The sequence below is a fragment of the Paracoccus sp. pheM1 genome, from assembly GCF_018499825.1.
In the GTDB taxonomy this organism is placed as follows: Bacteria; Pseudomonadota; Alphaproteobacteria; order Rhodobacterales; family Rhodobacteraceae; genus Paracoccus; species Paracoccus versutus.
The window spans coordinates 559,900-586,073 of record NZ_JAGXCX010000003.1 but is presented as its reverse complement, the minus strand read 5'-3'; the positions used below and the strand labels follow the sequence as shown (position 1 = coordinate 586,073).

The following is a 26,174-nucleotide window of genomic DNA, read 5'->3' as shown; positions in this document are numbered from 1 at the left end:
CGCGATCACGAACAAGCCCGCGGATTGGTCCTGATCCGCTTGTCGTCGCGGCCGGGGTCGGGAAGCGCTGCCGGCAACCAGCAGGGCCGGTCGGCATCATGCTTTGGGTCCGTCGAGCGCGGGGCTCAGCCTGTCGCGCCGGGGGGCGAAGGTAATGCGAAACCGGGTTGGTTGGCATGAACACAGCATGATGCCCGCACGGTGGGCGGCAAGCAGGTTGCGCACCACCGCAACGCCCATGCCGGTGCCGCCCGAGGCGCGGCGGGTGGTGAAGAACGGCTCGAAGATCCGCGTCTCGTTGCCCGCCGAAAGGCCGCGCCCATCGTCCATGACGTCAAGCACGATCTGGCCCTGAGGCGTGACACCGAACTCGCCTTCGCAAGCCTTCCCGGATACCGAGCTTTGATACACCCTCGGCCGCCGGTCTCCGCAAGGTTCCGTCTATATCCCCTCGGGCAGTTTCGACCGCATCGCCTCCCTTCGGTCGAGCCTGTCTCCGTCGACGACGAAGGTGCCGTCGCCCACCGCATGCAGGGTCCGCGTTTCCTGACGGTCGCCGTCGAACCAGGCCGCCAGCCCGTCCAGCACGACGATGCCGTGCCGCTCGATTATATCGACCACGCGGCATTCGATATTGGCAAGGCAGTCGCCGATCAGCGGTGCGCGGACATGGCGGGCGGGCAGGCGCGCCAGGCCGAACCGCTGGAACTTGTCCACCTCGGCGCCCGAGCAGGTGCCGATGCCGATCACCGTGTCGATCATGTCCAGCGTCGGGATGGCGATCACGCATTCCCCGGTCTCGCCGAGCGCGGTCCAGGAATGGTTCCATGGCCCGGTGGTGATGGCGAAACGCGGGGTGAAATCCATCACCATGGTCCAGGTGATGGTCATCACGTTGTCCCTCGCGCCGTCATGCGTGGTGACCAGCGTCACTGGTCCCGGCTCGATCAGGGTGAAGGCGCGGCTCAGCGGCAGTTCCTTCATGATGCTTTCCTTTCCTGTTTCGCTCATCCGCCTCCCCTTCGATCCGGCAGGCTGGTTCGCCATCCACGACAGGGATCGACGCCCAACCCCAGCGCGCCCGGTCCGGGCCGTGGCAGGGACCGCCTCTCCCCGGCCAGCGGCGCACCGATCCGGCTCGGGACCAGAGGGACCATGCTGCGGTGCCGTCGTCATCGGCTGCTTCTGTCGCGGGTCTTCTTCCTCACTCTGGCACGGCCGATGCGGGCTGCCAATCGCAGCATCGGCCGCAGCCCCCGCGGCGAAAGTCGGGAACTCGGGCAAGGTGCGGCCCGCTGCAAACAAGGCGCGATCTGCATCGCCCCAGGAAAGGGCCATGAGTGGGCTGCGGCATTCATGGACCGGCCCACCCGCGGCGATCAGCCCTCGAAACGGATGCCGAGGGCGGGCAGAGAGTCCTTCGCAAACGGCGACCAGCGTGCTGGCGGGGTGCCGGCCTCGGGGGCGAATGCCTCCAGCACGCCGAGCAGCTGCACCAAGGTCGCCCGGATGATCGCGTGGCCCAGGCAGGCATGCTGCCCCGTGCCGAACATCAGCGGGCGCGCGCCCTGGCGGTCGGGGTCGAACCGTTCCGGCGCCGGAAACGCCAGCGGGTCGTGATTGCCCGCGGCCCAGACCATCGACAGGACGGTCCCGGCCTGCATCGCCAGATCGCCCAGGGCAATCCTGCCCGTCGTCAGCCGCATGGTCATCGGGGTGGAGCTGGCCAGGCGCAGGCATTCGTTGGCGCATTGCGCCGTCGCCGTCACCTGGCGCCGATGCGCAAAGGCCACCCGCAGCGCCGCATCCAGCCCGGTGGCGGCCGACTCGATGGCGTCGAAGGCCATGCCCGCGATCAGGTCGGCGGCCAGCCCGTCGCCCAGCCGGTCCCGCAGGTTCCGCGAAAAGGGCGTCCCGCCCTCCAGCGCCGCCAGCGACAGGTCCCGCACCCTGCCGGCGGCCGCTTCGGCCAGATGGGCCTTGGCCGGATCGGGCGAAAGGGACAGGACATGGGCCATGTCCCGCACCGCATCTTCCAACTGCAGGGCCGCCGTCGCGTCAAGCCCGATGATCTCGCCCCAGACCCGGCGCACGACCGGCGCGATCAACCCGGCCCTGAGGTCGATCCGGGCCGGGCCGGAGGGCAGCGCCCGCCGCACCGCTTCGCGCGCGATCCCGGCCAGCGGCACGGTATTGAAGGCGGCGATCAGCGCGGCCCGCTGGGTCCGGTGGGCATCGCCGGATTTGGTGAAAAGCGCCCGGTCGAGCAGCGACAGCAGCGCGGGCGTATCCGCCATCGCGGCGGGATCGGGCGCCATGCCGTCGGCCAGCGGATCGCGGGCGAGGCTGACCAGTTCCCGGTGGCCCAGGATGGCATAACCTCCCCATGGCGCGACCTGGATACGCTCGCCCGTGGCGAAATCGTCGCGGAAGGCCTCGGCGGCGGAAGCCCAGCCATCGGGGGTGTCGAAGGTGTGGAAGGTTTTCATGATGTCAGTCCAGCAAGTGCAAAAGGACACCCCGCCGGCAGGCAGGGGTGGCGAAACCGGAAACCGGATCCTTAGCGCTTGCGGATCGACTGATGCATGAAACTGTCCTTTCGCCCCGGAAAATAGGGCCCTGGCCCTGGCCGGGCAAGAGGCAGGGCAATACCATCCGGCATTTGCGTGAATGCCAGCCGACCTTCCTTCGACCAATGCCGCAGGTGGTAAACCCGATGCCAAAGGGCTTCCTGGCGCGCTGCCCCGGCTTCCACCTCGCAGAAGCGTGGCACCCGAACGGCGGCGTTCTTTGATCCGGCGGCGGGGCCGCTTCCAATGAAGCGTTTATCCTCTATCGCCGATACGGAAGCATCCTTGCGGCAAGCACGGGCGACCGCTTTGCGCAGATCCGCGCCGGACCCGCCCCTGGCTGGGCGCGCAGGCAGCGGGCCGGCCGAACCTCCTGCGATGATGCGCAGAGCGCATGGTGGACCGTCGCGGTCGTCACGATGCCGACAACAGGATCACGCCCGCGATCAGCACGCCGCAACCAGCCAGCCGCCACGGGCCGACCGCCTCTCGCAGGATCAGCATCCCCATCAGCGCGCCGACCATCATCGACATTTCACGCATCGGCGCGACAAGGCTGAGCGGTGCGCCACCCGTCAGCGCGGCAAGCACCAGAATATAGGACAGCGGCGACAGCAGCCCCACGCCCAAGGCGGCCCACCAATGGCCCCGCATCGCGCCCATGGCACGGCGAGGGTTGGCAAGCACCAGCGGCAGCAGCAGGAAGAACCGCAGCAGGTTCGAGAACCAGTCGAGCACCACCGGCGCGATACCAAGGGCTTTCACCGCATAGGCATCGACCACGGTATAGCTGGCGATCAGCCCGCCCGTCGCCGTGCCCCATCGAACCCCGGCCTGCCCGCCGGGGCGGGCGAAGGCGGCCAGCCTTCCCTGCGTGGCGATCAGCAGGATGCCGAGAACGACAAGGACCAGCCCGACCAGGCCCGTGCCGGTCGGGCTTTCCCCCAGGATCAGGAATGCGCCGATCGAGGACAGCATCGGCCCGGTCCCCCGCGCCACCGGATAGACCACCGACAGGTCCGCCACCCTGTAGCCGCGCTGCAGGCACAGGCTGTAGGCCAGATGGATCAGCCCGCTGAGCAGGACAAAGCCGATGCCTTCCCTGGTCCAGTCGACGCCGCCCTGCGCCAGCAGCCAGATCACCCATGGCGCATAGGCGACGCAGGCGACCAGGTTATAGGCAAAGACGAACACCGGCCCGACCGAGGCGGCACGTTTGGCCAGCAGGTTCCAGCTGGCATGGATGAAGGATGCAAGAACGACAAGAAGCAGCGAGGCAAGCGTCATTGAGACCCCCTTTGCGCCATCGGCGCGGTTGATCTCGACGTCTCCTCCCCTGGGCTTTTGTCCCTTGGGTGCAGCCGGGGAACTTCCCCGGTCTCTGCAACGCTCGGTCCAGCGGCAGATCGCCCGGAACCCTAGTTGCCACTCGGTCGATGCCGGGAATTCTAACCATTGCCGGGCAGAGGCATCAAGAGCCGACCGGCAGCTTCGCCCCGCAAAGCCGTCGTGGCGGCGCGGATTTCGCGGCGGCTTTCGTCCTTGCGAGATCCGGCGGGCCGCTTCCCGTTCATCCCGGATGGAAGGGGAAGATCACCGGCACCAGCCCGATCGCGACGATCAGGACGATGGCGACCAGCGGCAAACCGATCCGGGTGAAATCCCAGAACCCATAGCCGCCCGGACCTACGACCAGGGTATTGACCGGCGAAGACACCGGCGTCAGGAAGGCGGCCGATGCCGCCAGCGCCACGGTCATCGCGAAAGGATGGGGCGACACCCCAAGGTCGGACGCCAGGGCCAGCGCGACCGGCCCCATCAAGACCGCGGTCGCCGTGTTCGAGATGAACAGGCCCAGCGCCGTCGTGGTCACGAAGATCAATGCCAGCGCGGCGCGGGGCGTCGAATCCCCGACCATGGCGCGCAGCGCCTCGGCTGCCAGCTCGATGCCGCCTGTCTTCTGAAGCGCCAGCGAAAAGGGCAACATGCCGATGATCAGCACGAGGCTCTGCCAATGGATCGAACGATAGGCCGAGGCCATGTCGACACAGCCGAAAAGCCCCATCAGCAGACAGCCGATCAGCGCCGCCAGCACATTGGGAACCATGCCGGTAATCATCATCATGACGACCAGGGCAAGGATGGCGACGGCGGGAACGGCCCGGAAAGGCGCCTCCAACAGCTCATCGATCTCTTCCGGCAGGGCCAGAACGACCAGATCCCGGCCCTGATGCACCTGCCGGATCCGGCTCCAGGGACCGACCGACAGCAGCACGTCGCCGCCGCGCAGCACGGTCCGCGCATCGACATCCCGGATCGGCCGGTTGTCGCGGCGCAGGCCGACGACGGCAAGGCCGTGGACCGACCGGAACCGCGACTGCGCGATGCTTCTGCCGACAAGCGGCGAATCGGGCGGCACGATCAGCTCGGCCATGCCGATCTCTTGCGCGTGGTCGGTGAAGTAGCGCCCCGAAATGGGCAGGCGCCGCAACCCATGGCTGGTGCAGAAAGCCTCGATATCCGTGCCTTCGCCGAACACGTCCAGGAACAGGGCGTCCTCGGCCTGCAATACGGTGTCGGCGCGCGGCTGGATCAGCCGTCGGCCATAGGCGGTCGACCGCTCGATCCCCAGGATGTTGATCCCCGCCGTCCCGCGCAGATCAAGCTGGTCGAGCCGCTTGCCGACCAGCCCCGACCGGGCCGACAGCTGCAGGCGGAACTCGCGCCCGGCCAGGCCATAGCTGGCGATCCAGTCGGCAAGCCTCGGCCGCCGATTGACGCTGGCCGGGCTGTCGGTCGCCAGCCAGCGGCGGGCGATCAGCATGTAGCCGATCCCCAGCAGCAGGATCGGCAGCCCGAATGGCGTGAAGTCGAAAAAGCCGAAGCCCTGGTACCCCTCGCGCCTGAGCAGGCTGTCGAGCACCAGGTTCGGGGCCGTGGCGACCAGCGTCATCATCCCGCTGACCAGCGCCGCCGCGCTCAGCGGCATCATCAGCCGCCCCGGCGCCGCGCCGATCTTCGCCGCGATCCGCAGCACGATGGGGATGAAGATCGCGACCACGCCGGTCGAGCTCATGAAGGCGCCGATCCCGGCAACGACCGCCATCAGCAGCACGATCAGCCGCATCTCGGACGCGCCGGCACGGCGCACCAGCAGATCGCCGGTGCGCTGCGCGACGCCCGTGCGCACAAGCGCCTCGCCCAGGACGAAAAGCGCGGCGATCAGGATGACATTGGGGTCGCTGAAACCGGCCAGCGCCTCGTCGAGGCTGATGATGCCGGTCAGCGGCAAGGCCACTAGCGCCAGGATCGCGACCACGTCCATGCGCGGCCGGTTGAGGGCGAACATCGCAATCGCCGCAGCCAGCAGCCCCAGCACAATCAGCAGTTCCGTCGCCATCTTCCCGCCTCTCGAACATGCATCGTTTCCGGCCGCCTTGCCACGTCCTGCATCATGGGGCCGGGTCGAACTTCGTCAGCAAGACCCGGCGGCGTCAAGCTGCCCGCCAGGAACGAGCCCGCCGCTTCCGTCTTGAGGCCGACCAGGATTGCCCCGCCACCAGCCCCGGATCGCATTCGCATGTCCGCTCGAGGAACGCTGCTTCGCAGCATGAGGAGGATCATTCCGGCTGCCTTTGCCCGCCAGACCGACCCCTCGCCGGCGCTCTGCCCAGGCCATCCGCCGGTCGCATCACGTCTGGCCCGTCTCCCGGCTTCCCTCGACCAGCAGGGCCTGGAGCCCGGCCAGCTGGAAGCGCCAGAAATGGCGGATCGCCTCGCCGATGTCCTCGGGCCGCTCGTATTCCCGCAGGATGGCGGAGATCGTGTCGAGCGTGGCCGAAAAGATCCGGCGCAGCACGAAGGCCAGCGCCGGATCGTTCCCGCGCGGAAAGCGCAGCATGGCGCCGGTCGCCATCTCCTCGATCATCCGCTCGCGCATGGTCTCGTAGCGGGTGCCCTGGGCATTGCTCATCAGGATCGCCACCGCATGGCGATGGCTGGCCCAGAACGCCAGCAACCCGGCCGCCGCCGCCGACCCGTCGGCGGTCAGCAAGGTCCAGGCCTCGCCCCGCTCGAACCCCGCCAGGCGGGCGCGCAGCAGGTCCATGTGGCGGGCGACCAGGTCCGGCGGGACGACTTGCAGGAACAGCGCCTCCTTGTCCGGCGCGTATTTGTAGAGGTTGCTGGCCGTCGTTCCCGCCTGCCGGGCGATGTCGGCAAGCCGCGCGGCCGCGAAGCCGCGGGCGGCGAATTCCGATCCCGCCGCCTGGAGGATCCGCGCCCGCAGGCCCTCCTTCAGGACTTGCGCCATGCCGGCCTCTGCGACAGGGCCTGCAGGCGCGGCAGCCACGGCGCGGCCCGTTCAAGCTGGAAGGCAAGGCGAAAGAGCAGCGCGTCATCGCCCGCCCGCGCGACGAAATGGCTGCCGACCGGCAGGCCGGACCGGCCGACATGCAGCGGCACCGACATCGCCGGGCAGCCGGCCAGCGAGGCCGGCGCGGTATATCCCGCGCTGCGCTCGAAATGGGCGCGCAGCACCTCGTTGGCCGTGCCGGGGGCGAATGCGCCAAGCGCAAAGGCGGTGAAGGGAATGGTCGGCGACAGCAGCAGATCGACCCCGTCCAGGCAATCCGTCAGCGCCGCGCCGGAAGCGGCGATCACCTGCATCGCCTCGCCGATGCGCGGCGGGGCCAAGCCGCGCCCGTGATCGGCCAGCCAGCGCGTATAGGGCTCCAGCAGGCCGGCGGCGTCTTCGCGTCCCGGCGCCAGCATCTCGATCATGCCCGCCGTCGTCACCGCCATCAGGTCGAACATCGCCTGGCCCACAAGCGCGCGGTCCAGCCGCGGCCCCTCGACGGGAACGAGCCGGTGGCCGAGGGATTGGCACAGCGCGACGCTCCGCTCCAGCCCGGCCAGCACCTCCGGCTCGGGCAGCTCGCCGAAACAGTCCCGCGCGAACCAGCCGATCCGCAGCCCGGCCGGCGGATCACCGGCCAGCGCCGATGCCTCGGGCAGCGGATCGGGCAGCCCCTGCGCCTCGGTCGCGCGCAGCCATGTGGCGCTGTCGCGGACCGTGCGGCTAAGGCAGTGATCGCTGAGGATGCCCGCCAGCGGCGCCTCGGGCGGGATGCCCGCGGGCCTGGTCCGCCCGCGCCCCGGCTTGAAGCCGAAGACGCCGCACAGCGCCGCCGGCCCGCGGATCGAACCGCCGCCGTCCGAGCCATGCGCCACCGGCACCATCCCCGCAGCCACCGCCGCGGCCGCGCCCCCCGACGAGCCGCCGGTCGAGCGCGTCAGATCCCAGGGATTGCGCGTGGGCCCCGTGGCCAGCGGCTCGGTCGTGCCCAGCAGCCCGAATTCCGAGGTCGTGGTCTTGCCCAGCACGACCAGCCCGGCGGCCTCCAGCGCCTCGGTATAGGCCGAGCCCTGCGGCGCGACCTGTCCCGCCATCAGCCGCGAGCCGAGCCCGATGGGCAGGCCGGGCCAGGCCAGCAGATCCTTCAGCAGGGTCGGGACGCCATGGAAGGCACCACCCGGCGCCAGCGCCTCGACGCGCCGCCGGGCGGCATCGGCATCCAGCGAGGCCAGGGCGTTCAGCGCCGGGTTCAGCGCCTCGCATCGCGTGATCGCGGCCGTGAGCAGGTCCATCGGCGTCGCCGCGCCGGTGCTGACCATCTCGGCCTGGGCCGTCGCGTCCAGGTCGACCAGCGGCAGGTCGGTGGTGTCGGTTTGGTCGGCGTTCATACCCGCCTCCATAAGAGAATCGCGTATTCTCTTTTAACGCGAAATCCGCCCGCTGTCGACCTGCCCGGCAGATGCCATCGGCCGCGAACCGCCCAAGGCAGCGTGCAAACCGCCGGGCGGTGTCGCCCAAGGCGCGGTCGTGCTATGAACCCGGCCCATGCGACTTTTTCGGAAGAAGAGGAGGAGGGCCATGCGCCTGACCGCACTTGGCTTCACGGCAATGATCGCGGCAGCCGGCTGCCCCCTGCCGGCCCAAGCCGAGGAAAAGCTTTTCGCCGAAGCGACCGAAAGCGACCAGCGGCTGAAGGAACTTCACCACGAGGCCGGCGATCTTTGCCTCAGGAACCCGAGCCGCGACGTCGAGGTCGTGGTGGCCTGCAAGGCGATGATCATCTACGGGCTGGCGCTGAACGAACGCGGCTGGTGCCATGGCCGCCAGGACGAGGCGAATGCCCAGAAGGACTGGCACATCTGCGAGAGCGGGTCCGACAGGTTCTCGCTCGATCACCTGACGGATTTCTAGCGAGGCGCGCCATGCTGAAAAAGATCGCGCTTCTCATCGTCGGGCTGGTCGCGCTTGTGCCCGCATGTGGGCTGCTGGGCTATGCCATCGGCTATCTCATCGCGATGTTCGTCTTTTCCGCGACGCTGGAGCCTCATACCTACGAGCATGACCGCGACCTCTTCGCCGCCATCTACGGCATCATGTTCATCGGCGGTTTTCTCTATGCCGTCGCGGCCGGCGTCGCGATCTTCCGGTTCGTGCGCAGCTTTCGGAAGGGCTGATGGAACCGGCGCGGCCAGCTGTTGCGGGTAATGGCGGCGGCGGGCGCCATAGTCGTCGAGCGTCATATCGCCGGGCATGATGCCTCGGCGCCGACGCGGCATCATGGTGAACGCGCCGGCATCCCAGGCCTCGCCCCTCTGCCCCGCGCGGCCTTTCCCCGGCCTCGGGCATCCGCCCGGCTCAGCGGAATGCAGCTCGCCGGGGACCGCAGCACGCTGACGGCGAAGGCCCCGGCCGGAACCGGGGCCGTCCTTTCGTCAATGCTGCGCCAGCGTGCCCTTGCGGGGTTCCGTGCAGCCCTTGCCGTCCGGTCCCTCGGTCACGCCGCCCGCGACCAGCTTCAGCTGGTCGGGGTCGAGCGCCCGCGGGCCGGGGCGCGGCGCGGGGTCACTTCCAGACATAGCGCACCCCGATCCCCTGGGCCGACCTGTCGGTGGTGGAGCCAAAGGTCAGGCTCCAGCCATTGCCGAAGGAATGGGTGTAGTTCGGCCCCCTCGGTCCTTCCAGGTCGAACCCCGGAACCTGGCCATAGCCGAAGCCGCCGTCGCCGGACGCGCCGCTGCCGCCCGAGATCAGCCCCTGTTCGGTGTCATTCAGTTCGCGCATGGTCATGCCTCACTTTGCTTGGGTTTGCGGGATGCCGGGCAGCTTGACCGGCTTGATGCAGCCGCCCTCGGACCTGCCGCCCGCGACCAGCGCGGCCTCGTCGCGGGCGAGTTCGCGCCAGCCGGTGCGGGTGTTTGCGGTGTCACGCTCCATGGCGTTCACCAGCGGTAATAGGTGACCTGATACTGGCCGTTCCTGGTCGTCCCGATCGCCGCGCCGTCGGTCCAGACCGTGCCGCTGTAATTGCCGATCTCGAACGAGATGCCGCCGTCCCCGGACGAGCCGATGCTCCAGGCGCCGCCCACGGCATCGAGTTCGGCGGAAGTCAGCTCACGCAGATCCCGGCTCTGGTGTTGAACAGTGGTCATGGTGTCCTCTCCTGTCTTGACGGGGCATGTGCCCCCCATCAATCTTGGGGATCGGGCCGGATCAGGCATCTAGCTCAGATGGACTATCGGCCGGAACCTGCCCAGGCGCTGCCCGCGGCGCCGGACCGGAGACCGCATGAAGACAGCCTGGCTGCCCCATCCCGCCCATCCCGCAAGATCCGACGAGTTCTTTGCCGAAACCGAGCAGCGGCAAAGCAACGTCCGCCTGACCCTGGCGGGGATCGTCGCCCTTTATATCGGGCTGCTGATCGCGCTTGACGTGATCGGGCCGCCGCTCGAGGGCATCCTGCTGCTCGAGATGGTGCAGCTTTTCGCCATCGCGCTGTTCATCCACTGGTCGGCGCGGGCCAGGCCGGGGGTGCGCCACTGGCGGCGCGCCCTGGCGATGGCGCTGGACTACGGCAACACCGCCTTCCTGATCGGCGTGGCGGGACAGACCATGACGCCGGTCTTCGTGGTGCTGCTGTGGATCACCATCGGCTATGGCATCCGCTATGGCCGCCGCTACCTGCTGATCGCGATGACGCTGTCGCAGTTCAGCGTGCTGGGCATCGGGCTGTTCAGCCCGTATTGGCGCGAGTTGCCCTATTTCCTGATCACCGTGGCGCTGATGGCGCTGGTCGTCCCGGCCTATGCCCATACGCTGATCTCCGCGCTGCGCCGGGCCCATGACGAGGCTTTGCGCGCCGACCTGGCGAAATCGCGCTTCCTGGCCCAGGCCAGCCACGACCTGCGCCAGCCGATCCATGCCATCGGCCTGTTCACCTCTTGCCTGAAACGGTCGGGGCTGAACCAGGACCAGGCCAGGATGGTGGACAGCATCGACCGGGCGCTGAACGGGGTGTCGGCGCTGTTCCGCTCGCTGCTGGACGTGTCCACGCTGGACAGCGGGCGGATCGTGCCCAGGCCGCAGGTCGTGGCGCTGGGGCCGCTTTTGCGCGATGTCGCGGACCAGCACGGCGACGCCGCGCACAAGGCGGGGGTGACGCTGCGGGTCGTGGACAGTGGGCTGTCGGTGCGCACCGACCGGGCGATCCTGGCGGTGATGCTGGGCAATCTCGTGTCGAACGCGGTGAAATACGCGCCGGGGCGCAAGGTGGTGATCGGGTGCCGGCGGCGGGGCGGGCAGGTCTCGGTCCTGATCTGCGACAGCGGGCCGGGCATCGAGCCCGAGGAACAGGCCCGCATCTTCGAAGAGTTCTATCGCAGTCCCCGCCATCGCCGCACGCGCGAGGGGATCGGGCTGGGCCTGCCCATCGTCGTCAGGATGGCAAGGCTGCTGGGACTGCAGGTCGCGCTGGACTCGGTGCCCGGCCATGGCACGACGATCGAGATTTCCGGGCTGGAGCCGACGCAGGAGGTCGCGGCCGCGCCCGCCCCGGTGGCGGCGCCCGCCACGGCGCTGGCCGGGATGCGGATCCTGCTGGTCGAGGACCATGACGAGGTCCGGGGCGCCACCCGCCGCATCCTGGAAAGCTGGGGCTGCATCGTCGAGGACGAGGCCTCGGCCCATGCCCTGCCGCGCGATTGCGACCTGATCCTGGCCGACCAGGATCTGGAGGACGGGACCGGCGGCGAATGCATCCAGCGCATCCGCGCGGCCCTGGGCCGGCCGGTCCCGGCGATCATCATGTCCGGCCACGACGCCGCGCATATCGCCGACGAGCTGCCGGACAAGTCGCTGCCGATCCTGCCGAAGCCCGTGCATCCCGCCAGGCTGCGCGCGGCGCTGATGGCGCAGAAATTCGCCGGCCCAGCGGCCTGACCCTCAGCTGCCGGGCAGGCCCGCCGCCGCGGCCCTGGCCGCCGCCGCCGCCCGCGTCTGCACGCCCAGCGCGCGCAGCACGCCCGAGACGTGGATGCGCACGGTAAAGGGCGAAATTCCCAGGTTGCGGGCGATTTCCTTGTTCGAGCAGCCGGCCGAGAGATGGCGAAGAACCTCGACCTGCCGCGGCGTCAGCCGGTCCAGGATCGACGGCTCGTCCGGCGCGACCTCGGGCCCGCAGCCGGCGGCGGCGGTGGCGATCACCGGCTCGCCCGCGCGGATGGCCTGGATCGCCTGCGCCATCGCCTCGGCCGGCAGCGACTTGCCGACGAACCCGTCCGCCCCGGCCTGCATCAGCCGCTGGATGGTGGCGCCGTCGTCCATCATCGAGACCATGATGATCGAGCTTGCCGGAAACTCCCGCCGCAGCAGGGAAAGCGACTGGCACGGCTCGAAGCCCGGAAAGACCAGGTCCAGGATGAAGGCGTCGGGGGCCGCGCCGTCGCGCGCGCGTTGCAGCACCTGCTCGAAACTGGCGGCCTCGGCGATGGCGACGGTCGGGTCGATGCCCAGGATGATCCGGCGCAGCCCGTCGCGAAAGACCGGATGGTCGTCCGCCAGAACGATGCGGTCCCGCGCGCTGTCCGGCATGCTCGGCCTCCCCCCTTCATCCCCAGTCTAGCGCATCGGGCGGGCGCCGACATAGCACATCCGCACTAATGACTCGGGCGCCTTGCGCTGCGACCCTTGGGAACGCAACGCGGCCGATATGGGAGAGACCCGACATGACCCTGACCCTCATCCCCGACGACATGCTGGGGCGGATCGCCGGCGGCGGCCTCGACGGGGTTCCGCCGCCCGAACAGCGCCCGCGCCGGCCGATCGTGCCGCCGCCGCGGCCTTGGCCGCGCTTTCCCACCATGCCGGCCCCCGATCCTGGACCGGGGCCGATTCCGGGCCCGCTGCCGGTTCCGGCATGACAGGTGCCGCCCGCCCCAAGGCGCGGCGGCATCAACCAGCGGTGAACTGACGAATGGCACCCTTGTTCCGGCCGGAATCGCTGCATGCGCGCGCCCAGGCGTGGCTGGGGCGCCCGGTGGTGATCTCTCGCATCCCGATCGTCGCCTTTGCCCTGTTCTCGATTGCCTTCGTGGTTGCGATGGTGCTGTTCGTCACCTTTGCCGATTACACCCGCCGCGTCCGGGTCGGCGGGATGATCCTGCCCCAGGACGGGCTGACCCGCGTCACCGCCCCGCAATCGGGCTGGGTCACCGAGCTTCGCGTCGGCGAGGGCCAGCAGGTGCGGCGCGGCGACGTGCTCTACACGCTCAGCATCGACGTCACCACCGCGCTTGGTCCCACCCAGGACGCGGTGTCCGAGATCCTGGCCGGCAAGCGGGTCGAACTGACCCGGACACTGGAACGGGACAGGCGGATGCGGGCGCTGGAGAAGCGGGCGATCCAGGCCCGGCTGGCCGACCTTCAGCGCGAAATCCCGCAGATCGACGAGCAATTGCAATTGCTCGAGGCGACGGTGCGCGAGTTTTCCGGCTTCGCCGAGCGGCAGAAAGACCTGCTCGCGCGCGGGGTCGCCGTCTCGGCCGAATACGAACAGCGCCTGCGCGTGTTCTATGCCGAGCGCGCGCAGTTGCCCGCCTTGCGGCGCGAAAGGGTGCAGGCGGAAAGCCGGGTGAACGACCTGCAGGCCCAGATCGCCGCCTTCGACCTGCAATCCCAGGCGCAGGCGGCCGAGATCCGGCGCCAGATCCTCGACATCGACCAGCAGATCTCGGAAAGCGAGGCGAGGCGCGAGGTCGCCGTCACCGCCCCGCGCGACGGCACCGTGACCGGGATCATCACCCTGGCCGGGCAGACGGTGGCGGCGGGGGCGCCGCTTCTGACCATCGTGCCGCAGAACCGCCCGCTGGTCGCGCAGCTGCTGGCACCGGGATCGGCCATCGGCTTCGTGCGCGAAGGCATGCCGGTCCTGCTGCGCTATCGGGCCTTCCCCTATCAGAAGTTCGGGCAATATCCGGGCGAGGTCACGGTGATCTCGCGCGCCAGCCTGGGCCCCGAGGGGCTGGGAGAGCTGCGCCGCGACAACCAGGACGCGCCGGTGCTTTACCGCGTCACCGTCCAGCCCAGGCTGCCGCATGTGAACGCCTATGGCCAGGCGCAGCCCTTGCAGGCCGGCATGGAGGTCGAGGCGCATCTGCTGGTCGAGACCCGGCCGCTGTATCAATGGATCCTCGAACCGCTCTACGGCTTGCGGGGCGCCGTTTCCGGCGGTGCGGGATGACGCAGGCCCTGCCCCAGCGGCTGAACGCGCGCCTTTTCGGGGCCACGCCGGTCATCCTGCAAAGCGAGGCGGCCGAATGCGGCCTGGCCTGCCTGGCCATGGTCGCCGGCCATCACGGCCACCGGATGGACCTGCCCGCGATCCGGCGGCGCTTCTCGGCCTCGATGAAGGGCACGACGCTGAAGGATCTGGCCGGCATCGGCGAGGCGCTGCACCTGGCGACCCGCGCCCTGCGGCTGGACCTGGAGGATCTGTCCCGGCTGCGCCTGCCCTGCGTGCTGCATTGGGACCACAACCATTTCGTGGTGCTGACCCGCGTCGGCGCGCGCGGCATCACCATCCACGATCCCGCCATCGGCCGGCGCAAGGTGCCGATGGCCGAGGTGTCGCGGAAATTCACCGGCATCGCGCTGGAGGCATGGCCGACCGACGGCTTCGCCCGGCGCGACGAGACGGTGCGGATCAGCATCCTGGACATGATCCGGCGCACGCGCGGCATCGGCGCCGCGGTGGCGCAGGTGCTGGCGGTTTCGCTGCTGCTGGAGATCACCGTGATCGCCATGCCCATCGGCTTCCAGCTGATCCTGGACGAGGTGGTGGTGGCGGCCGACCGCGACCTGCTGACCATCCTGGTCATCGCGCTGGCCTTCCTGCTGATATTGCAGGTCGCGGCAAGCTTCGCGCGCAGCTGGATCACCCTGCTGACGGGCTCGGGCCTGGCCCTGCAATGGAAGGTGGGGCTGTTCGACCACCTGATGCGCCTGCCCCTGGCCTATTACGAAAAGCGCCATGTCGGCGACATCGTCTCGCGCTTCGGGTCGCTGGATTCGATCCAGCGCACCGTGACCGCATCGGCGGTGACGGCGCTGCTGGACGGGGTGATGTCGCTGGCGCTGATCGCGATGATGTGGCTCTATGGCGGCTGGCTCTTGTGGCTGGCGCTGCTGGGGGTGGGGCTTTACGCGGTCCTGCGCCTTTCGACCTGGGGCATCTATCGCCGCATGTCCGAAGAGGCCATCGTCCATGCCGCGCAGGAAAACACGCATTTCATGGAATCGGTGCGCGGGATCGGCAGCGTGAAGGTGCTGAACCTGGAATCGCGCCGCCAGGGCACCTGGATCAACCACCTGGTCGAGCGCCTGAACGCCGAGCTGCGGGTCCAGAAGTTCGACGTCTATTTCCGGTCGGGCGCGGCCTCGATCTTTGGCATCGACCGGCTGCTGATCATCTATTTCGGGGTGATGGCGATCATCGACTCGGCCATGACGGTCGGCATGTTCGTGGCCTTCCTGGCCTACAAGGACCAATTCGCCGACCGCATCAACAGCTTCATCGACACCGTGCTGCAATTCCGCATGCTGGCGCTGCACGGCGAACGCATCGCCGACATCGCCATGGCCGAGCCCGAGGAAGAAGCGCGCCGCCCCCTTGCCGCCCCGCCCCCGTCGGCAAAGCCCGCCCGGCTCGAGATGCGCGAGGTGCGCTTTCGCTATGCCGACAACGACCCCGAGGTGCTGAAGGGCATCGGCCTGCGCATCGAGGCGGGCGAATGCGTCGGCGTCGCCGGGCCCTCGGGCGCGGGCAAGACCACGCTGCTGAAGGTGCTGGCCGGGCTGGCCCGGCCCGGCTCGGGTCAGGTATTGATCGACGGCGTTCCGCTGGACGCCATCGGCCTTGCGGCCTATCGCAGCCGCGTCGGCTGCGTGTTGCAGGAGGATCGGCTGTTCGCCGGCTCGATCATCGACAATATCACCGGCTTCGCGGCCCAGGTCTCGGCCGAGGATCTGGAGCGCGCCGCGCGCATGGCCGCCATCCATGACGAGATCCGCGCCATGCCGATGGGATACGAGACGCTGGTCGGCGACATGGGCAGCACGCTTTCGGGCGGGCAGAAGCAGCGCATCGTGCTGGCCCGCGCGCTCTATCGCCGGCCCTCGGTCCTGCTCATGGACGAGGCGACCAGCCACCTCGACAGCACCAACGAGGAAATCATCAACCTCGCCATCCGCCGGCTGGGCATGACGCGCATCGTCATCGCCCATCGCGAGACGACGCTGGCCATGACCGACCGGATCATCCGCATCGACGGCGGGATCGCGGCGGACGATCCCGAACGCCCCCTGGCGGCCGAGTGACCCGCCGCCCCCGGAAACGGCAACGGCCGGGGTCCATGTCCTTGCCGGACCCCGGCCGCCGGTTCGCAGGGGGACGGCGGGGCGACCCGCCGTCCCATGGCCGAATTATCTGCCAAGAGCGTCGTAATGCTGTTCCCAGGTCCGGGGTTGGGGAACGATCTCAAGCTGCTTCGCTTCGACCGCGTCGCGGTCGTCCAGAACATCCGCCGCCGCCTTCAGCGTCTGACGTTCCTTGAAAATGGCCAGTTTCACGTCGCGATTGCTCGGTTTGCGGGTCATTTCACGTCCTCCAAACGGGCTGCACAGGGATTGCGCTGCCCCGTCAGCATAGCACATCCGGCCCCATTTTACACGATAAACTTTATCGCTTTTATAGTGAATTATCCACACTCGAGGCGAATGGGATGCGCACCCCGATTCCCCCTTTGCCGCGGTTCAGCGGTTGCGGGTGTCCACCGGATAGGCGGTGCTGAACCGGATGCGCTCCATCGAAAAATGCGAGGTGACGTTCTTGATCGGCACGGCATCCGTCAGCCGCTTGTAGAACAGGTCGAAGGCGGTCATGTCCGGCACCGCCACGCGCAGCAGGTAATCCATGCGCCCGGCCATGCGATAGACCTCCATGATCTCGGGCAGGCCGGCGACGGCGCGGGTGAACGCGTCGCGCCATTCCGGCGAATGGACCGGCGCCTCGATCTCGACAAAGACCAGGATGCCGAAGCCCAGCTTGACGGGATCGGCCAGCGCCACCCGCCCGGTCAGCACGCCCTGCGCCTCGAGCTTCTGTATCCGCTTCCAGCAGGGGGTTTGCGACAGACCCACCTTTTCGGCGATCTGCGCGATCGGCAAGGTTGCATCCCGCATCAGTTCCGCCACGATCTTGCGGTCGATCAGGTCCAGATCCTGCATGGCTTCGCCTTCTTCGCGTCCAGGGATTCGACGGAAAGAATAACGATATTGTCTATGCGATCAATCGAGTATTCTTGCCGATAAAGAAGGCCACGGAAAATCGGCCGCTTGTCCGTTCGCCGGCGGGTGGCGACCGCCGGCGAACGGGGCACGGGGCTCAACCTAGGGCTTCTTGGGGCAGCCGGTCCAGCAACCCGGCCAGGCGGGCGCATTGCAGCCGGATGTCCGGGATCGCCGTGATCTCCCACAGTGCGCCGCGGGCGCAGGGGCCGATGGCGAACAGCCGCCGCGAGACGCGGCCGTCGCGGGCGATCAGCTGCGCCTCGGCGGTGGTGTCCAGCCCCAGCCGCAGGCGGTCCAGCCGCCCCTGCCCGGTCGCCAGCAGGTCCAGCACCACCGGCGCGCTGTCGGTTTCGGGATCGCGCCGGATGCCGCGGCAGTCAATGACATGATCGGCCGGCAGCCGCAGCGGACCTTGCGGCGTCAGCACATGCACGCCGTCGCCGGCCAGGCGCTCGAACCGGGCCTTCAGCACGTGCAGCTGGCCCCGCGCCTCGGCCTCGGCGATCATCGCGGCGGATTGCGGCGGCATGCGGTGGCGATGCACCTCCCACCAGGCGGCGCCGTGGCGCAGGAAGCGGCGCCGGCTGTCCTCGTCCCAGCCCTGCCAGATGGCGCTGACATGCGGGCGCAAGCCGTCGATGACATCGCGCCAGTCCAGCCCCCCGGCCTCGGCCTCTCGGATGCGCGCGCGCAGCCAGGCCAGCAGGCGGCCGACCGGCGCACCCAGCGGGATCTCGTCGCGCGCAATGGCAAGGGCATGGCCGGCGGCATGGGCGCGCGGCAGGAGCCCGCGCCGCGACAGGCAGGTGATGCGCCCGCGATGCCCGCGCCCCAGCAGCGAGACGACATGGTCCACCATCGACAGGCCGGTGCCGATGATCGCCACCTCCGCCCCAAGATCGGCCGGAGGGCCGAAGTCCCAGGCTCCGCGCATGCCCTGCGGCGGGTGCTGCGGAACCGCATGGCCGGTGGCGAGGATGGCCAGATGCCCGGTGATCGCGTTGCCATCATCCAGATGCGCGCGCACGCAGCCGCGGCTTTCCTCGACCCGCAGGCATTCCCGGCGGTGGCAGGTCAGGCGATCCCGACCCCAGGTCGCCAGCAGGCCCTCCAGGTATCGGCCATAGGCCGCCCGGCTGGCAAAGCAATCGGGCGTGGCGGCCGGCGCCTCGGCCGAATCGTGCAGCCAGCGCAGGAAATGCCCCGGATCGTCGGGAAATGCGCTCATGTTGTGGACGCGGGTGTTCAGCAGGTGGTCCGGGTTCTCGGTCGCATAGGCGATGCCGCATCCCAGGGTCTGCGCCTTCTCGATCATGCTGATGCGCAGCAGGGGATTGGCACGCAGCAGATGCGCGGCCGCCAGCACGCCGCTGGCCCCGCCGCCGACGATGATGACGTGGCGGCTGCCGTCCCGCGGAAACTGGCCGTCCATCACAGCACCATCAGGCAAAGGAAGGCCAGCGACCAGAACACGGCCAGCGCCTGTCCCAGCCGGCTTTCCTGCTGCTCGGGCAGGGCTTCGCCGTCTTGCGGCAGAAAGGCGATGAAGCCCGGATCATAGGCAAAGCCATACATCGGTTCGTCCTTTCGCTTCTGGATTGCGATCCTTGCCGGGTCATAGCGCCGGCCGTTCCGGCAAGGCGCGTCGTCCCGGCGCGGTCCGGGGCGGCAGGCGCAACCCCGCCGGCCGGCTCTGGGTCCGGGGCAGCAGCGCGCGCAGCTGGCGGCCCTGGGGCCAGGGACCATAGCCCGCCGCCACGTTGACATGTCCGGCATCCCCCAGGTCGACGAAGGCTGCGCGCCAGACACGGGCAAGGGTGCTTGCCCGCTCGTGCTCCATCCAGGGGTCGTTCCGGCTGGCCACCACGATCGCCGGAACCGGCAGCGGGCCTTCGGGTATCTTGCCGAAGATCGCGGTGCGCGGATCGCGGCCGGGTTCCGCCGGCGCGACCAGCAGCGCCCCGCCTGCCTGAAGCTGCGGCCATTGCAGCAAGAGCTTGACCGCCGCGATGGCGCCCAGCGAATGTCCGACCAGGACCGCGCCGGGATGGCGCAGCAGGGCGCCGGCGATCTCGGTCAGCCATTGGTCCGGGCAGGGCCGCGACCACGAGCCCTGCTCGACGATCACCGCATGCGGATCGGTTTGCGCCCACCAATGCTGCCAATGCGGTGCGGGCGAACCGTCAAGGCCGGGAAGAAGTAACGTGCGAATCATGGCTTTCTCCTTCCCTTAAATATCTATCATCTTTATCGGGTTTTACATTCCAAAATCCGCCCTTTTTTGAGAAGAAAATTCCTGGCCGCGGAAAGGCGGCGCCTTGAGCCACGCCGCTGCGTCCGATGAAGGGCCTGGGCGTCAGGGTGACGAGGGCCAGGGCCGCCGGGATCAGGTTGGCCGAGTGAGTGGGGACCATTGCGCAGGCCAGCCGCACCGGGCTTTCCATGCGCAAGGGGCCGCTTTGCGCGGCCCCTGTTCGGCTTGCGCATCGCCGCGCAGCTTTTCCGTCGCGGCAGGATCGCCCGTCACGGCGCCGAGGCCGATTGCGACGCCATAGACCGTCCGAGCATGTCCGCCGAGCATAGCCGCCCAGCACGTCCTCCAGCACCTTGCGCGACGGCCGGTCCAGCGGATCGCCGTAGCCGCCGCCGTTCGGGCCGCAATAGCTCAGGGCGTCCTTGCCCCGACGGCCAAGCCCGAGAGCCTCGGAATGCATCTCGCGCTCATCTCCGGGCCGCCGGGATGCCGCACCTTGGGGATCGCGAAGCGCGCCCCCGGAAACGGTCGCGAGCGGAAAGCACACTTCCGCTCGCTTCCGGCAAAATGATGCGGCGGCACCATCGGCACCGCCGCAAGGCTCTCAGGCCGGGGATTTCACGCGGCCATGCTCGATCGTGGCGTCCTCGGCCGAGCGGTTGATCCCCCGGAACGGACGCCCCGCCGTTTCGGGCGAAATCAGCGTCACGATGAAGGCGATGACCGCGATCACGGTGATGTAGATCGCCGGGGCCAGGCGGTCTCCGGTCGATGCGATCAGCCAGGTGGCGACGAAAGGCGCGGTGCCCCCGAAGACGGCATAGGCCACGTTGTAGGTGACGGCCGAGGCGGTATAGCGCACGCGGGTCGGGAAGACCTCGCACAGCAGCACGGCCGTCACCACATTCGCCGTCACCGCGCCAAGCGCCAGCATCAGCTGCGCGGATACGGCCGAGCCGATGGTCCCGTCGGATGCCACCTGATAGGCCGGGATGGCAAGGCAACCCAGAAGCAGCGCCGAAACCGCCATGGTCGGGCGCCGTCCGACCCGGTCGCAGACCTTGCCGATCAGGGGGGCGGCCAGGGCCGCGGCGCTCAGCGCGATGACATTGCTCAGCAGCACCTTGTCTGCAGGCATTCCGACGACCGTGCGCAGGAAGCTCGTCATATAGGTCGAGAAGATGTAGAAGGACAGCGCCGTCAGGCTGATGTAGCAGCCAAGCCGCAGCATGGGCAGCCACTGCTCGCGCAGGGTCTGGCGCAGCGGGGCATGTTCGGGCGCGGGCGCATCCATGATCTTCTGGAACAGCGGGCTCTCGTCCAGCCGATGCCGGATATAAAGGGCGACCAGCCCCAGGGGCGCCGCGATCAGGAACGGCACGCGCCAGCCCCAGCTGTGCATCTGCTCGGTCGTCAGGCTTGCCGTCAGCAGATAGGAACACATCGCCGCCAGCGCGAACGAGGCGAAGGTCGAGGCGGGCATGTAGCTGGAATAGCGCGACCGCTGATGCGCCGGCGCATGTTCGATGACATAGGTGACGGCCCCGGCATATTCGCCGCCGGCGGAAAACCCCTGCACGCAGCGGGCCACCGTCAGCAGGATCGGCGCCCAGATGCCGATCGCCTGATAGCTGGGCAGCAGGCCGATGGCGACGGTCGCGATCGACATCAGCAGCACCGTCAGGGCCAGGACGCGCTTGCGGCCGACCCGATCGCCCATCATGCCGAAATAGGCCCCGCCGATGGGGCGAAGCGCAAAGGAAATCGCGAAGATGGCGAAGGTCTGCAACAGCCCGACCAGGTCGTCGCCTTCGGGAAAGAAGGTCACGGCCAGGATCGGGGCCATGAAGCCGTAGATGGCGAAGTCAAACCATTCGATCACCGTGCCCGCGACCGCGGCGGTCGTCACCTTTCTCAGGGTGGCGGGATCGGATTCGGCAGTTTGTGTCATGCGAAGCTCCCTTTGGAATTCATGTGTGGTTCTTGGCGACCGGAATGAAAACGGCGCCCGTTTCCGGGCGCCGCGTGGGGATTATTCGGCGGCGATCTTTTGCGCCGCAAGCCCGTCGATATAGGCCACGCATTCGTCCACCGTGTGGACGTCGCCGAACTTCGCGTCGATGTCGAACAGGTTCCAGGCCACGGCGCCCGGCACGCGGTCGCCGATGCATTCCTTGACCGCGATGGTGCGGAAGCCGTCGGCGATGCCGTCGCAGATGGTCTGGCGCACGCAGGCGCAGGCGGTCACGCCGGTGACAAGGATGGTGTCCACGTTGTTGGCCCGCAGGATGCCCGCCAGTTCCGTGCCGTGAAAGGACGAGGCGCGCTTTTTCAGCAGCGTGTATTCGCCCTCGACCGGGGCGATGCGGCTGTCGATGGCCCAAAGCTCCGGCTTGGCCAGGTCGACGACATCGACCGGGATCTTGTTGTGCCACAGCCCCATGTCGGTGAAATCGGCATTGCGGTCGGTGATCTCATAGGCGGTGGTGACATGGACCACGGGCAGGCCGGCGGCGCGGAAGGCCTTCAGCAGCTTCTGCATGCCGGGGATGATCTCGCCGTCCATCTTCTCCTGGTCGCAGGTGAAGGGGTTGCCCGGACGGGTCCAGGCATTCGCCAGATCGACGCTGACCAGCGCCGGACGCTTGCCAAAGCCCACGCGGCGCTGGAAGCCGCGCTCCTGATACAGTTTCGTGGCCGTGTCGAACGCCTCTTGCAGCAGACGGTCCAGTTCCTTGGTGTCGACTTCGCTCATGATCGGTCTTTCCTTGTGCCATTGATGCAAGGCCGCCTTCGCGGGCCCTGGTTTACGAGCCGCCCCAGCCCCCGCAGGACTGGTGATCCGTCGCTCTGATGGCCATAATCCGGCCATGCTTGACGCAAGGGAAATGGCGTGTCAGCATTTATTCATGCGCCGTTTGCATCAATCTGGGAAGGTGGCCGCTTGCACGATCTCCAGGGCATCGAGAGTGTCCATTCCTTCATCACCCTGGCCGAGGAACTGAACTTCCGCCGCACGGCCGAGCGGCTGAACCTGGACCAGTCCGCGCTGAGCCGCCGGATCCAGAAGCTTGAATCGGTGCTGGGCTTTCGCCTGCTGGAGCGCACCACCCGAGAGGTCAGGCTGACCCAGGCCGGCCGCAGCTTCTATGAAGACAACGCCCATCTTCTGCAGCGCTACGAATCCTCGGTCCAGCTGGCCCGGCGCATCGCCGCGGGCAAGCTGGGCGCGCTGACCGTCGGCTACATGGCCTTTGCTGCGACCGAGCTGATGCCCCTGGCCGTCGCCGGGTTCCAGCGCCGCCATCCCCATATCGACCTGAGGATCCGCTATATCCGGACCCAGGGGCAAAAGATCGCCCTGGCCAATGACGAGATCGACCTGGGCTACATGATCGGGCCCTTCGATCATTCCGACTACCAGACGGTCCAGCTTTCCCTGGACCCGCTTTATGTGGTGACGCCCCGCGGCCATGCGCTGCTGCGGCTGCCGGCCGTCACCCCGGCCGACCTGGCCGGGCAAGAGATGATCCTGGGCGACACGCATGAATGGGACGAATATCGCTGGCGGCTGAACAACCTGTTCAGCGCCGAGGGCATCTCGCTGAACGTGACGCTGGAGGCGTCCAACACATTGGCCCTGATCGGCCTGGTCGCGGCCGGGCTGGGCGTGACGATCTATCCCGAAAGCCTGATCGGCTTTCTGGGCTCCAACGTCGAGGTGCGGCAGATCATGCACCCGCTTTTCCGCAACCGCACCGTGCTTGCCTGGAAACGCTCGAACCGCTCCAGGCAGGTGCGGGACTTCGTCGAGGTGGCGCTGGCCGCCGCCGCCCGATAGGCCGCGCCGGCCCGCCCCGCGGGGCCTTTCGCCGCGCCGGTCAGGCGGTGCGCGACCAATAGGCGCTGGTCGAGACGGTGGCGGGCAGGCGGCCGAAGGCCTCGCGCAGCGCCGCCCGGATGGCCAGCGCATCGGCCTTTTCGCCGCCGAACAGGATCTCGGCTTGCGGGTCGGCGGCATAGGCCCGCGCGGCCGAGCGGGTCAGCGTGTCGCGCAGGCCGGGATCGCGGCGGTTGCGGACCAGCCAGACCAGCTCCACCCCCGCGGGCGCGGCGATGGGCTGGATGTCCTGCGCGTCCTCGATCTCGATCAGGGCAAGCCCGCGGCTGTCGGGCGCGGCCTGTTCCAGGATGCGGGCGATGACCGGCAGGGCGGTCTCGTCGCCGCCCAGGCAAAGATGCCGGCCCTGCGGCAGCCAGCCGCCGCCCGGCCCGGTCAGCCCCACCGGCGCGCCGGGCCGGACCTCCTGCGCCCAGGCGCAGGTCGGGCCGTTGCCGTGCAGGAAGACGTCGACGTCCAGCCAGCCCGCGCCGGGGTCGATGGCGCGGATGGTATAGACCGGCATGTGCAGATGCGCGCCGCCGGGCCAGCCGGTGCGCCCGTTCGCCAGCAGGCGGGGCCAGACCGGGTTCTCGGGATCCCTGGGCTGCAACAGCCGCAGATGCAGCCCGGTCTGGTTGAGATAGGCCAGATCCTCGGCCTCGATGCGCAGGCGGATGAAGCGCGGCGCGATCCGCCGGGCGCTGCGCACGCGCCCCAGGCGGAAATTCGGCGGCAGGCGGCCCGCCAGGTCGCCCCCCGCCTCCCAGCGCAGGTTCGCCGACAGGCCCTCGCGCACCGTGTCCAGCATATGCGCCAGCGTATCGCGCAGGTTCTGCAGGCCCGGTTCCAGCGCCGCCTCCAGCCGGACCGCGGCCTCGTTGCCGGCCCAGCGAAGCTCGATCCCGCCGGCCCCCAGGTCTGCCGTCAGCACATGGTCGGGGGTGACATGGACCTTGCAGAACTCGGACAGGGTGCGGGCGAAATCCTCGATCGCGTCCCAACGGACGCAAGACAGGCGGCCCAGGGCGACGACATTGCGGGTCATGGCCTCCTCCTCCTTCTTCTCAGCTGGCCAGCCGGGCGTAAAGCCCGCCCTGCGAGATCAGCCCGTGGTGATCGCCGGCCTCGCGCAGCTGGCCGTCCTCCATCACCACGATGCGGTCGGCGTTGCGGATGGTGCCCAGCCGATGCGCGATGACCAGCGTGGTGCGCCCGGCCGACAGCGCCTCCAGCGCCGCCTGGATCTCGCGCTCGGTCTCGCGGTCCAGGGCCGAGGTCGCCTCGTCCAGGATCAGGATCGGCGGGTTCTTCAGGAAGGCGCGGGCGATGGCGACGCGCTGCTTCTGCCCGCCCGACAGCATGACGCCGCGTTCGCCGACCAGCGTGTCCAGCCCCTCGGGCAGGCCGGCGATCAGCGGGCCCAGCTGGGCCTTGGCGGCGGCGGCCATGATCTCGTCGTCGCTGGCGCCCAGCCGGCCATAGGCGATGTTCTCGCGCAGGGTGGTGCCGAACAGGAACACGTCCTGGCTGACGATGCCGATCTGGCCGCGCAGGCTGTCCAGCGTCATCGCGTCCAGGGGCAGCCCGTCGATGCTGATCCGCCCCCCGTCGGGTTCATAGAAACGCGGCACCAGCGCCAGCAGCGTCGTCTTGCCCGCGCCCGAGGGGCCGACGAAGGCCACCGTCTCGCCCGCCTTCACCTCCAGCGAGATGCCACGTAGCACCGGGCGGGTGCTGTCATAGCCGAAGGAGACGTCTTCGAAGACGACGTTGCCCTTCAGCACGGGCGCGGGGATCGCATCCGGCGCGTCGGCGATCTCGGCCTCGGTCTCCAGCAGCTCCAGGTAGCGGCGAAAGCCGGCGATGCCGCGCGGATAGGTCTCGATCACCGCGGCGATCTTTTCCAGCGGGCGGAAGAAGACACCGACCAGCAGCAGGAAGCCCACGAAACCGCCGGTCGTCAGGCTGCCCTGCAGCACGAAGCCCGCGCCCGCGACCATGACCACCACCTGCACGAAGCGCAGCCCCATGTAGTGGATGGCGCTGGACAGCGCCATGATCCGATAGGCGTCCAGCTTGGTCGCGCGATAGGCGCGGTTGTCCTTTTCGAACAGCCGCTCCTCATGCGCCTCGTTGGCAAAGGCCTGCACGACGCGGATGCCGCCGATCGCCTCTTCCAGCCGGACGTTGAAATTGCCGACGCGGGCATAGATCTGGCGCCAGGTGTTGGTCATCCGCGTGCCATAGACCACGACCAGCCAGACGGTCAGCGGCACGATCCCCGCCGTCACCAGCGCCAGCGTGGGATGCAGCATGACCATCAGCACCAGGGCGCCGACAAAGGTCATCACCGCGATGAACAGGTCTTCGGGGCCGTGATGGGCGACCTCGCCGATCTCTTCCAGGTCGCGGGTGACGCGGGCGACCAGCTTGCCGGTGCGGGCGCGGTCGTACCAGCGCCAGGACAGGCGCGTCAGGTGGCTGAATGCGCGGGCGCGCATCTCGGTCTCGATCTCGATCCCCAGCATGTGGCCCCAATAGATCACGATGCCCATCAGCATGGTGTTGAAGGCATAGACGGCCAGCAGGCCGATGGCGGCGGCGATGGTCAGCGACCAGTCGCCCATCGGCAGCAGGTGGTCGATGAACAGCGTGATCGCCAGCGGGAAGGACAGCTCCAGAAGCCCCGAGACCACGGCCGAGCCGAAATCCAGCCAGAACAGCCGGCGGTGCGGTTTGTAATAGGCCAGAAACTTGCGCAGCATTCCG

The 26,174-nt window shown here is 68.7% G+C and carries 28 protein-coding genes; 7 read left to right on the top strand and 21 right to left on the bottom strand.

Features of this window, described 5'->3' with window-relative positions:
• Positions 1 to 96 precede the first annotated feature (96 nt).
• From KF941_RS25555 to KF941_RS25525, 7 genes are all read right to left on the bottom strand, one after another.
• Positions 97 to 411 carry a sensor histidine kinase gene (locus KF941_RS25555; protein WP_346429029.1) on the bottom strand — a complete coding sequence of 105 codons (315 nt, stop codon included), beginning with the start codon at positions 409 to 411 and terminating at the stop codon, positions 97 to 99.
• A gap of 30 nt (positions 412 to 441) precedes the next feature.
• Positions 442 to 1,011, bottom strand: a complete 570-nt coding sequence (locus KF941_RS25550) for a flavin reductase family protein (protein WP_240540622.1) — start codon at positions 1,009 to 1,011, stop codon at positions 442 to 444.
• A 368-nt stretch (positions 1,012 to 1,379) separates the two neighbouring features.
• Positions 1,380 to 2,489, bottom strand: coding sequence for a cytochrome P450 (locus KF941_RS25545; RefSeq protein ID WP_214274961.1), 1,110 nt, complete (start codon positions 2,487 to 2,489; stop codon positions 1,380 to 1,382).
• Between the two features lie 495 nt (positions 2,490 to 2,984).
• Positions 2,985 to 3,857: an EamA family transporter gene (locus KF941_RS25540; RefSeq protein ID WP_214274960.1), complete on the bottom strand. Its 873-nt coding sequence runs from the start codon at positions 3,855 to 3,857 to the stop codon at positions 2,985 to 2,987.
• 283 nt (positions 3,858 to 4,140) lie between these two features.
• On the bottom strand, positions 4,141 to 5,970 hold the full coding sequence (locus KF941_RS25535) for an SLC13 family permease (RefSeq protein WP_214274959.1): 1,830 nt from the start codon (positions 5,968 to 5,970) through the stop codon (positions 4,141 to 4,143).
• Positions 5,971 to 6,261: 291 nt separating this feature from the next.
• On the bottom strand, positions 6,262 to 6,882 hold the full coding sequence (locus tag KF941_RS25530) for a TetR family transcriptional regulator (protein ID WP_214274958.1): 621 nt from the start codon (positions 6,880 to 6,882) through the stop codon (positions 6,262 to 6,264).
• The gene (locus tag KF941_RS25525; RefSeq protein ID WP_214274957.1) at positions 6,867 to 8,315 is read right to left on the bottom strand and encodes an amidase; all 1,449 of its coding nucleotides are present in this window, start codon (positions 8,313 to 8,315) and stop codon (positions 6,867 to 6,869) included. Before KF941_RS25525 ends, KF941_RS25530 begins: the two co-directional genes overlap by 16 nt.
• 190 nt (positions 8,316 to 8,505) lie before the next feature.
• On the opposite strand from KF941_RS25525, the gene KF941_RS25520 reads away from it, so the two are divergent.
• Both KF941_RS25520 and KF941_RS25515 read left to right on the top strand, forming a co-directional pair.
• On the top strand, positions 8,506 to 8,838 hold the full coding sequence (locus KF941_RS25520) for a hypothetical protein (RefSeq protein ID WP_036750550.1): 333 nt from the start codon (positions 8,506 to 8,508) through the stop codon (positions 8,836 to 8,838).
• A gap of 11 nt (positions 8,839 to 8,849) precedes the next feature.
• Positions 8,850 to 9,101 (top strand): hypothetical protein, encoded by a 252-nt coding sequence (locus KF941_RS25515; RefSeq protein ID WP_114537405.1) that lies wholly within the window; start codon positions 8,850 to 8,852, stop codon positions 9,099 to 9,101.
• Positions 9,102 to 9,359: 258 nt separating this feature from the next.
• On the opposite strand, the gene KF941_RS25510 is transcribed toward KF941_RS25515, so the two are convergent.
• From KF941_RS25510 to KF941_RS25495, 4 genes are read right to left on the bottom strand one after another with little or no spacing between them, the layout of a single operon-like run.
• The gene (locus KF941_RS25510; RefSeq protein ID WP_157034052.1) at positions 9,360 to 9,503 is read right to left on the bottom strand and encodes a hypothetical protein; all 144 of its coding nucleotides are present in this window, start codon (positions 9,501 to 9,503) and stop codon (positions 9,360 to 9,362) included.
• Positions 9,490 to 9,708 carry a hypothetical protein gene (locus tag KF941_RS25505; RefSeq protein WP_139293939.1) on the bottom strand — a complete coding sequence of 73 codons (219 nt, stop codon included), beginning with the start codon at positions 9,706 to 9,708 and terminating at the stop codon, positions 9,490 to 9,492. Before KF941_RS25505 ends, KF941_RS25510 begins: the two co-directional genes overlap by 14 nt.
• A 9-nt stretch (positions 9,709 to 9,717) precedes the next feature.
• Positions 9,718 to 9,861, bottom strand: a complete 144-nt coding sequence (locus KF941_RS25500) for a hypothetical protein (RefSeq protein ID WP_181820585.1) — start codon at positions 9,859 to 9,861, stop codon at positions 9,718 to 9,720.
• A gap of 5 nt (positions 9,862 to 9,866) precedes the next feature.
• Entirely contained in the window at positions 9,867 to 10,076 is a 210-nt protein-coding gene (locus tag KF941_RS25495) for a hypothetical protein (protein WP_072461833.1), read from the bottom strand.
• 136 nt (positions 10,077 to 10,212) lie between these two features.
• Here KF941_RS25495 and KF941_RS25490 point away from each other — a divergent pair, with 136 nt between their 5' ends.
• Positions 10,213 to 11,862, top strand: a complete 1,650-nt coding sequence (locus KF941_RS25490) for a hybrid sensor histidine kinase/response regulator (protein ID WP_072461832.1) — start codon at positions 10,213 to 10,215, stop codon at positions 11,860 to 11,862.
• A 3-nt stretch (positions 11,863 to 11,865) separates the two neighbouring features.
• Here KF941_RS25490 and KF941_RS25485 read toward each other — a convergent pair whose 3' ends face one another.
• Positions 11,866 to 12,513, bottom strand: a complete 648-nt coding sequence (locus tag KF941_RS25485; RefSeq protein WP_114537403.1) for a response regulator transcription factor — start codon at positions 12,511 to 12,513, stop codon at positions 11,866 to 11,868.
• Between the two features lie 134 nt (positions 12,514 to 12,647).
• On the opposite strand from KF941_RS25485, the gene KF941_RS25480 reads away from it, so the two are divergent.
• From KF941_RS25480 to KF941_RS25470, 3 genes are read left to right on the top strand one after another with little or no spacing between them, the layout of a single operon-like run.
• Positions 12,648 to 12,842, top strand: coding sequence for a hypothetical protein (locus tag KF941_RS25480; RefSeq protein ID WP_072461831.1), 195 nt, complete (start codon positions 12,648 to 12,650; stop codon positions 12,840 to 12,842).
• A 53-nt stretch (positions 12,843 to 12,895) separates the two neighbouring features.
• Positions 12,896 to 14,161, top strand: coding sequence for an HlyD family efflux transporter periplasmic adaptor subunit (locus tag KF941_RS25475; RefSeq protein ID WP_114537401.1), 1,266 nt, complete (start codon positions 12,896 to 12,898; stop codon positions 14,159 to 14,161).
• A complete protein-coding gene (locus KF941_RS25470; RefSeq protein ID WP_214274956.1) occupies positions 14,158 to 16,296 on the top strand; it encodes a peptidase domain-containing ABC transporter in 2,139 nt (712 codons plus the stop codon). Before KF941_RS25475 ends, KF941_RS25470 begins: the two co-directional genes overlap by 4 nt.
• A 105-nt stretch (positions 16,297 to 16,401) precedes the next feature.
• Here KF941_RS25470 and KF941_RS25465 read toward each other — a convergent pair whose 3' ends face one another.
• The 7 genes from KF941_RS25465 to KF941_RS25435 form a co-directional block, all read right to left on the bottom strand.
• A complete protein-coding gene (locus KF941_RS25465) occupies positions 16,402 to 16,575 on the bottom strand; it encodes a hypothetical protein (protein WP_175562328.1) in 174 nt (57 codons plus the stop codon).
• A gap of 156 nt (positions 16,576 to 16,731) precedes the next feature.
• Positions 16,732 to 17,205, bottom strand: a complete 474-nt coding sequence (locus KF941_RS25460) for an Lrp/AsnC family transcriptional regulator (protein ID WP_036750536.1) — start codon at positions 17,203 to 17,205, stop codon at positions 16,732 to 16,734.
• A gap of 157 nt (positions 17,206 to 17,362) precedes the next feature.
• On the bottom strand, positions 17,363 to 18,700 hold the full coding sequence (locus KF941_RS25455) for an FAD/NAD(P)-binding protein (RefSeq protein WP_214274955.1): 1,338 nt from the start codon (positions 18,698 to 18,700) through the stop codon (positions 17,363 to 17,365).
• The gene (locus KF941_RS25450) at positions 18,700 to 18,843 is read right to left on the bottom strand and encodes a hypothetical protein (RefSeq protein WP_214274954.1); all 144 of its coding nucleotides are present in this window, start codon (positions 18,841 to 18,843) and stop codon (positions 18,700 to 18,702) included. The genes KF941_RS25455 and KF941_RS25450 overlap by 1 nt, the downstream gene beginning before the upstream one ends.
• Before the next feature lie 40 nt (positions 18,844 to 18,883).
• Positions 18,884 to 19,483: an alpha/beta hydrolase gene (locus tag KF941_RS25445; protein WP_214274953.1), complete on the bottom strand. Its 600-nt coding sequence runs from the start codon at positions 19,481 to 19,483 to the stop codon at positions 18,884 to 18,886.
• Between the two features lie 643 nt (positions 19,484 to 20,126).
• Entirely contained in the window at positions 20,127 to 21,473 is a 1,347-nt protein-coding gene (locus tag KF941_RS25440) for an MFS transporter (RefSeq protein ID WP_072461826.1), read from the bottom strand.
• A gap of 81 nt (positions 21,474 to 21,554) precedes the next feature.
• Positions 21,555 to 22,277 carry an isochorismatase family protein gene (locus KF941_RS25435; protein WP_036750528.1) on the bottom strand — a complete coding sequence of 241 codons (723 nt, stop codon included), beginning with the start codon at positions 22,275 to 22,277 and terminating at the stop codon, positions 21,555 to 21,557.
• 189 nt (positions 22,278 to 22,466) lie between these two features.
• On the opposite strand from KF941_RS25435, the gene KF941_RS25430 reads away from it, so the two are divergent.
• Positions 22,467 to 23,363 (top strand): LysR substrate-binding domain-containing protein, encoded by an 897-nt coding sequence (locus tag KF941_RS25430; protein WP_072461825.1) that lies wholly within the window; start codon positions 22,467 to 22,469, stop codon positions 23,361 to 23,363.
• Positions 23,364 to 23,403: 40 nt separating this feature from the next.
• On the opposite strand, the gene KF941_RS25425 is transcribed toward KF941_RS25430, so the two are convergent.
• Both KF941_RS25425 and KF941_RS25420 read right to left on the bottom strand, forming a co-directional pair.
• Positions 23,404 to 24,450: a siderophore-interacting protein gene (locus tag KF941_RS25425; RefSeq protein WP_072461824.1), complete on the bottom strand. Its 1,047-nt coding sequence runs from the start codon at positions 24,448 to 24,450 to the stop codon at positions 23,404 to 23,406.
• A 19-nt stretch (positions 24,451 to 24,469) separates the two neighbouring features.
• Entirely contained in the window at positions 24,470 to 26,170 is a 1,701-nt protein-coding gene (locus tag KF941_RS25420) for an ABC transporter ATP-binding protein (protein WP_036750518.1), read from the bottom strand.
• Between the last annotated feature and the right edge of the window lie 4 nt (positions 26,171 to 26,174).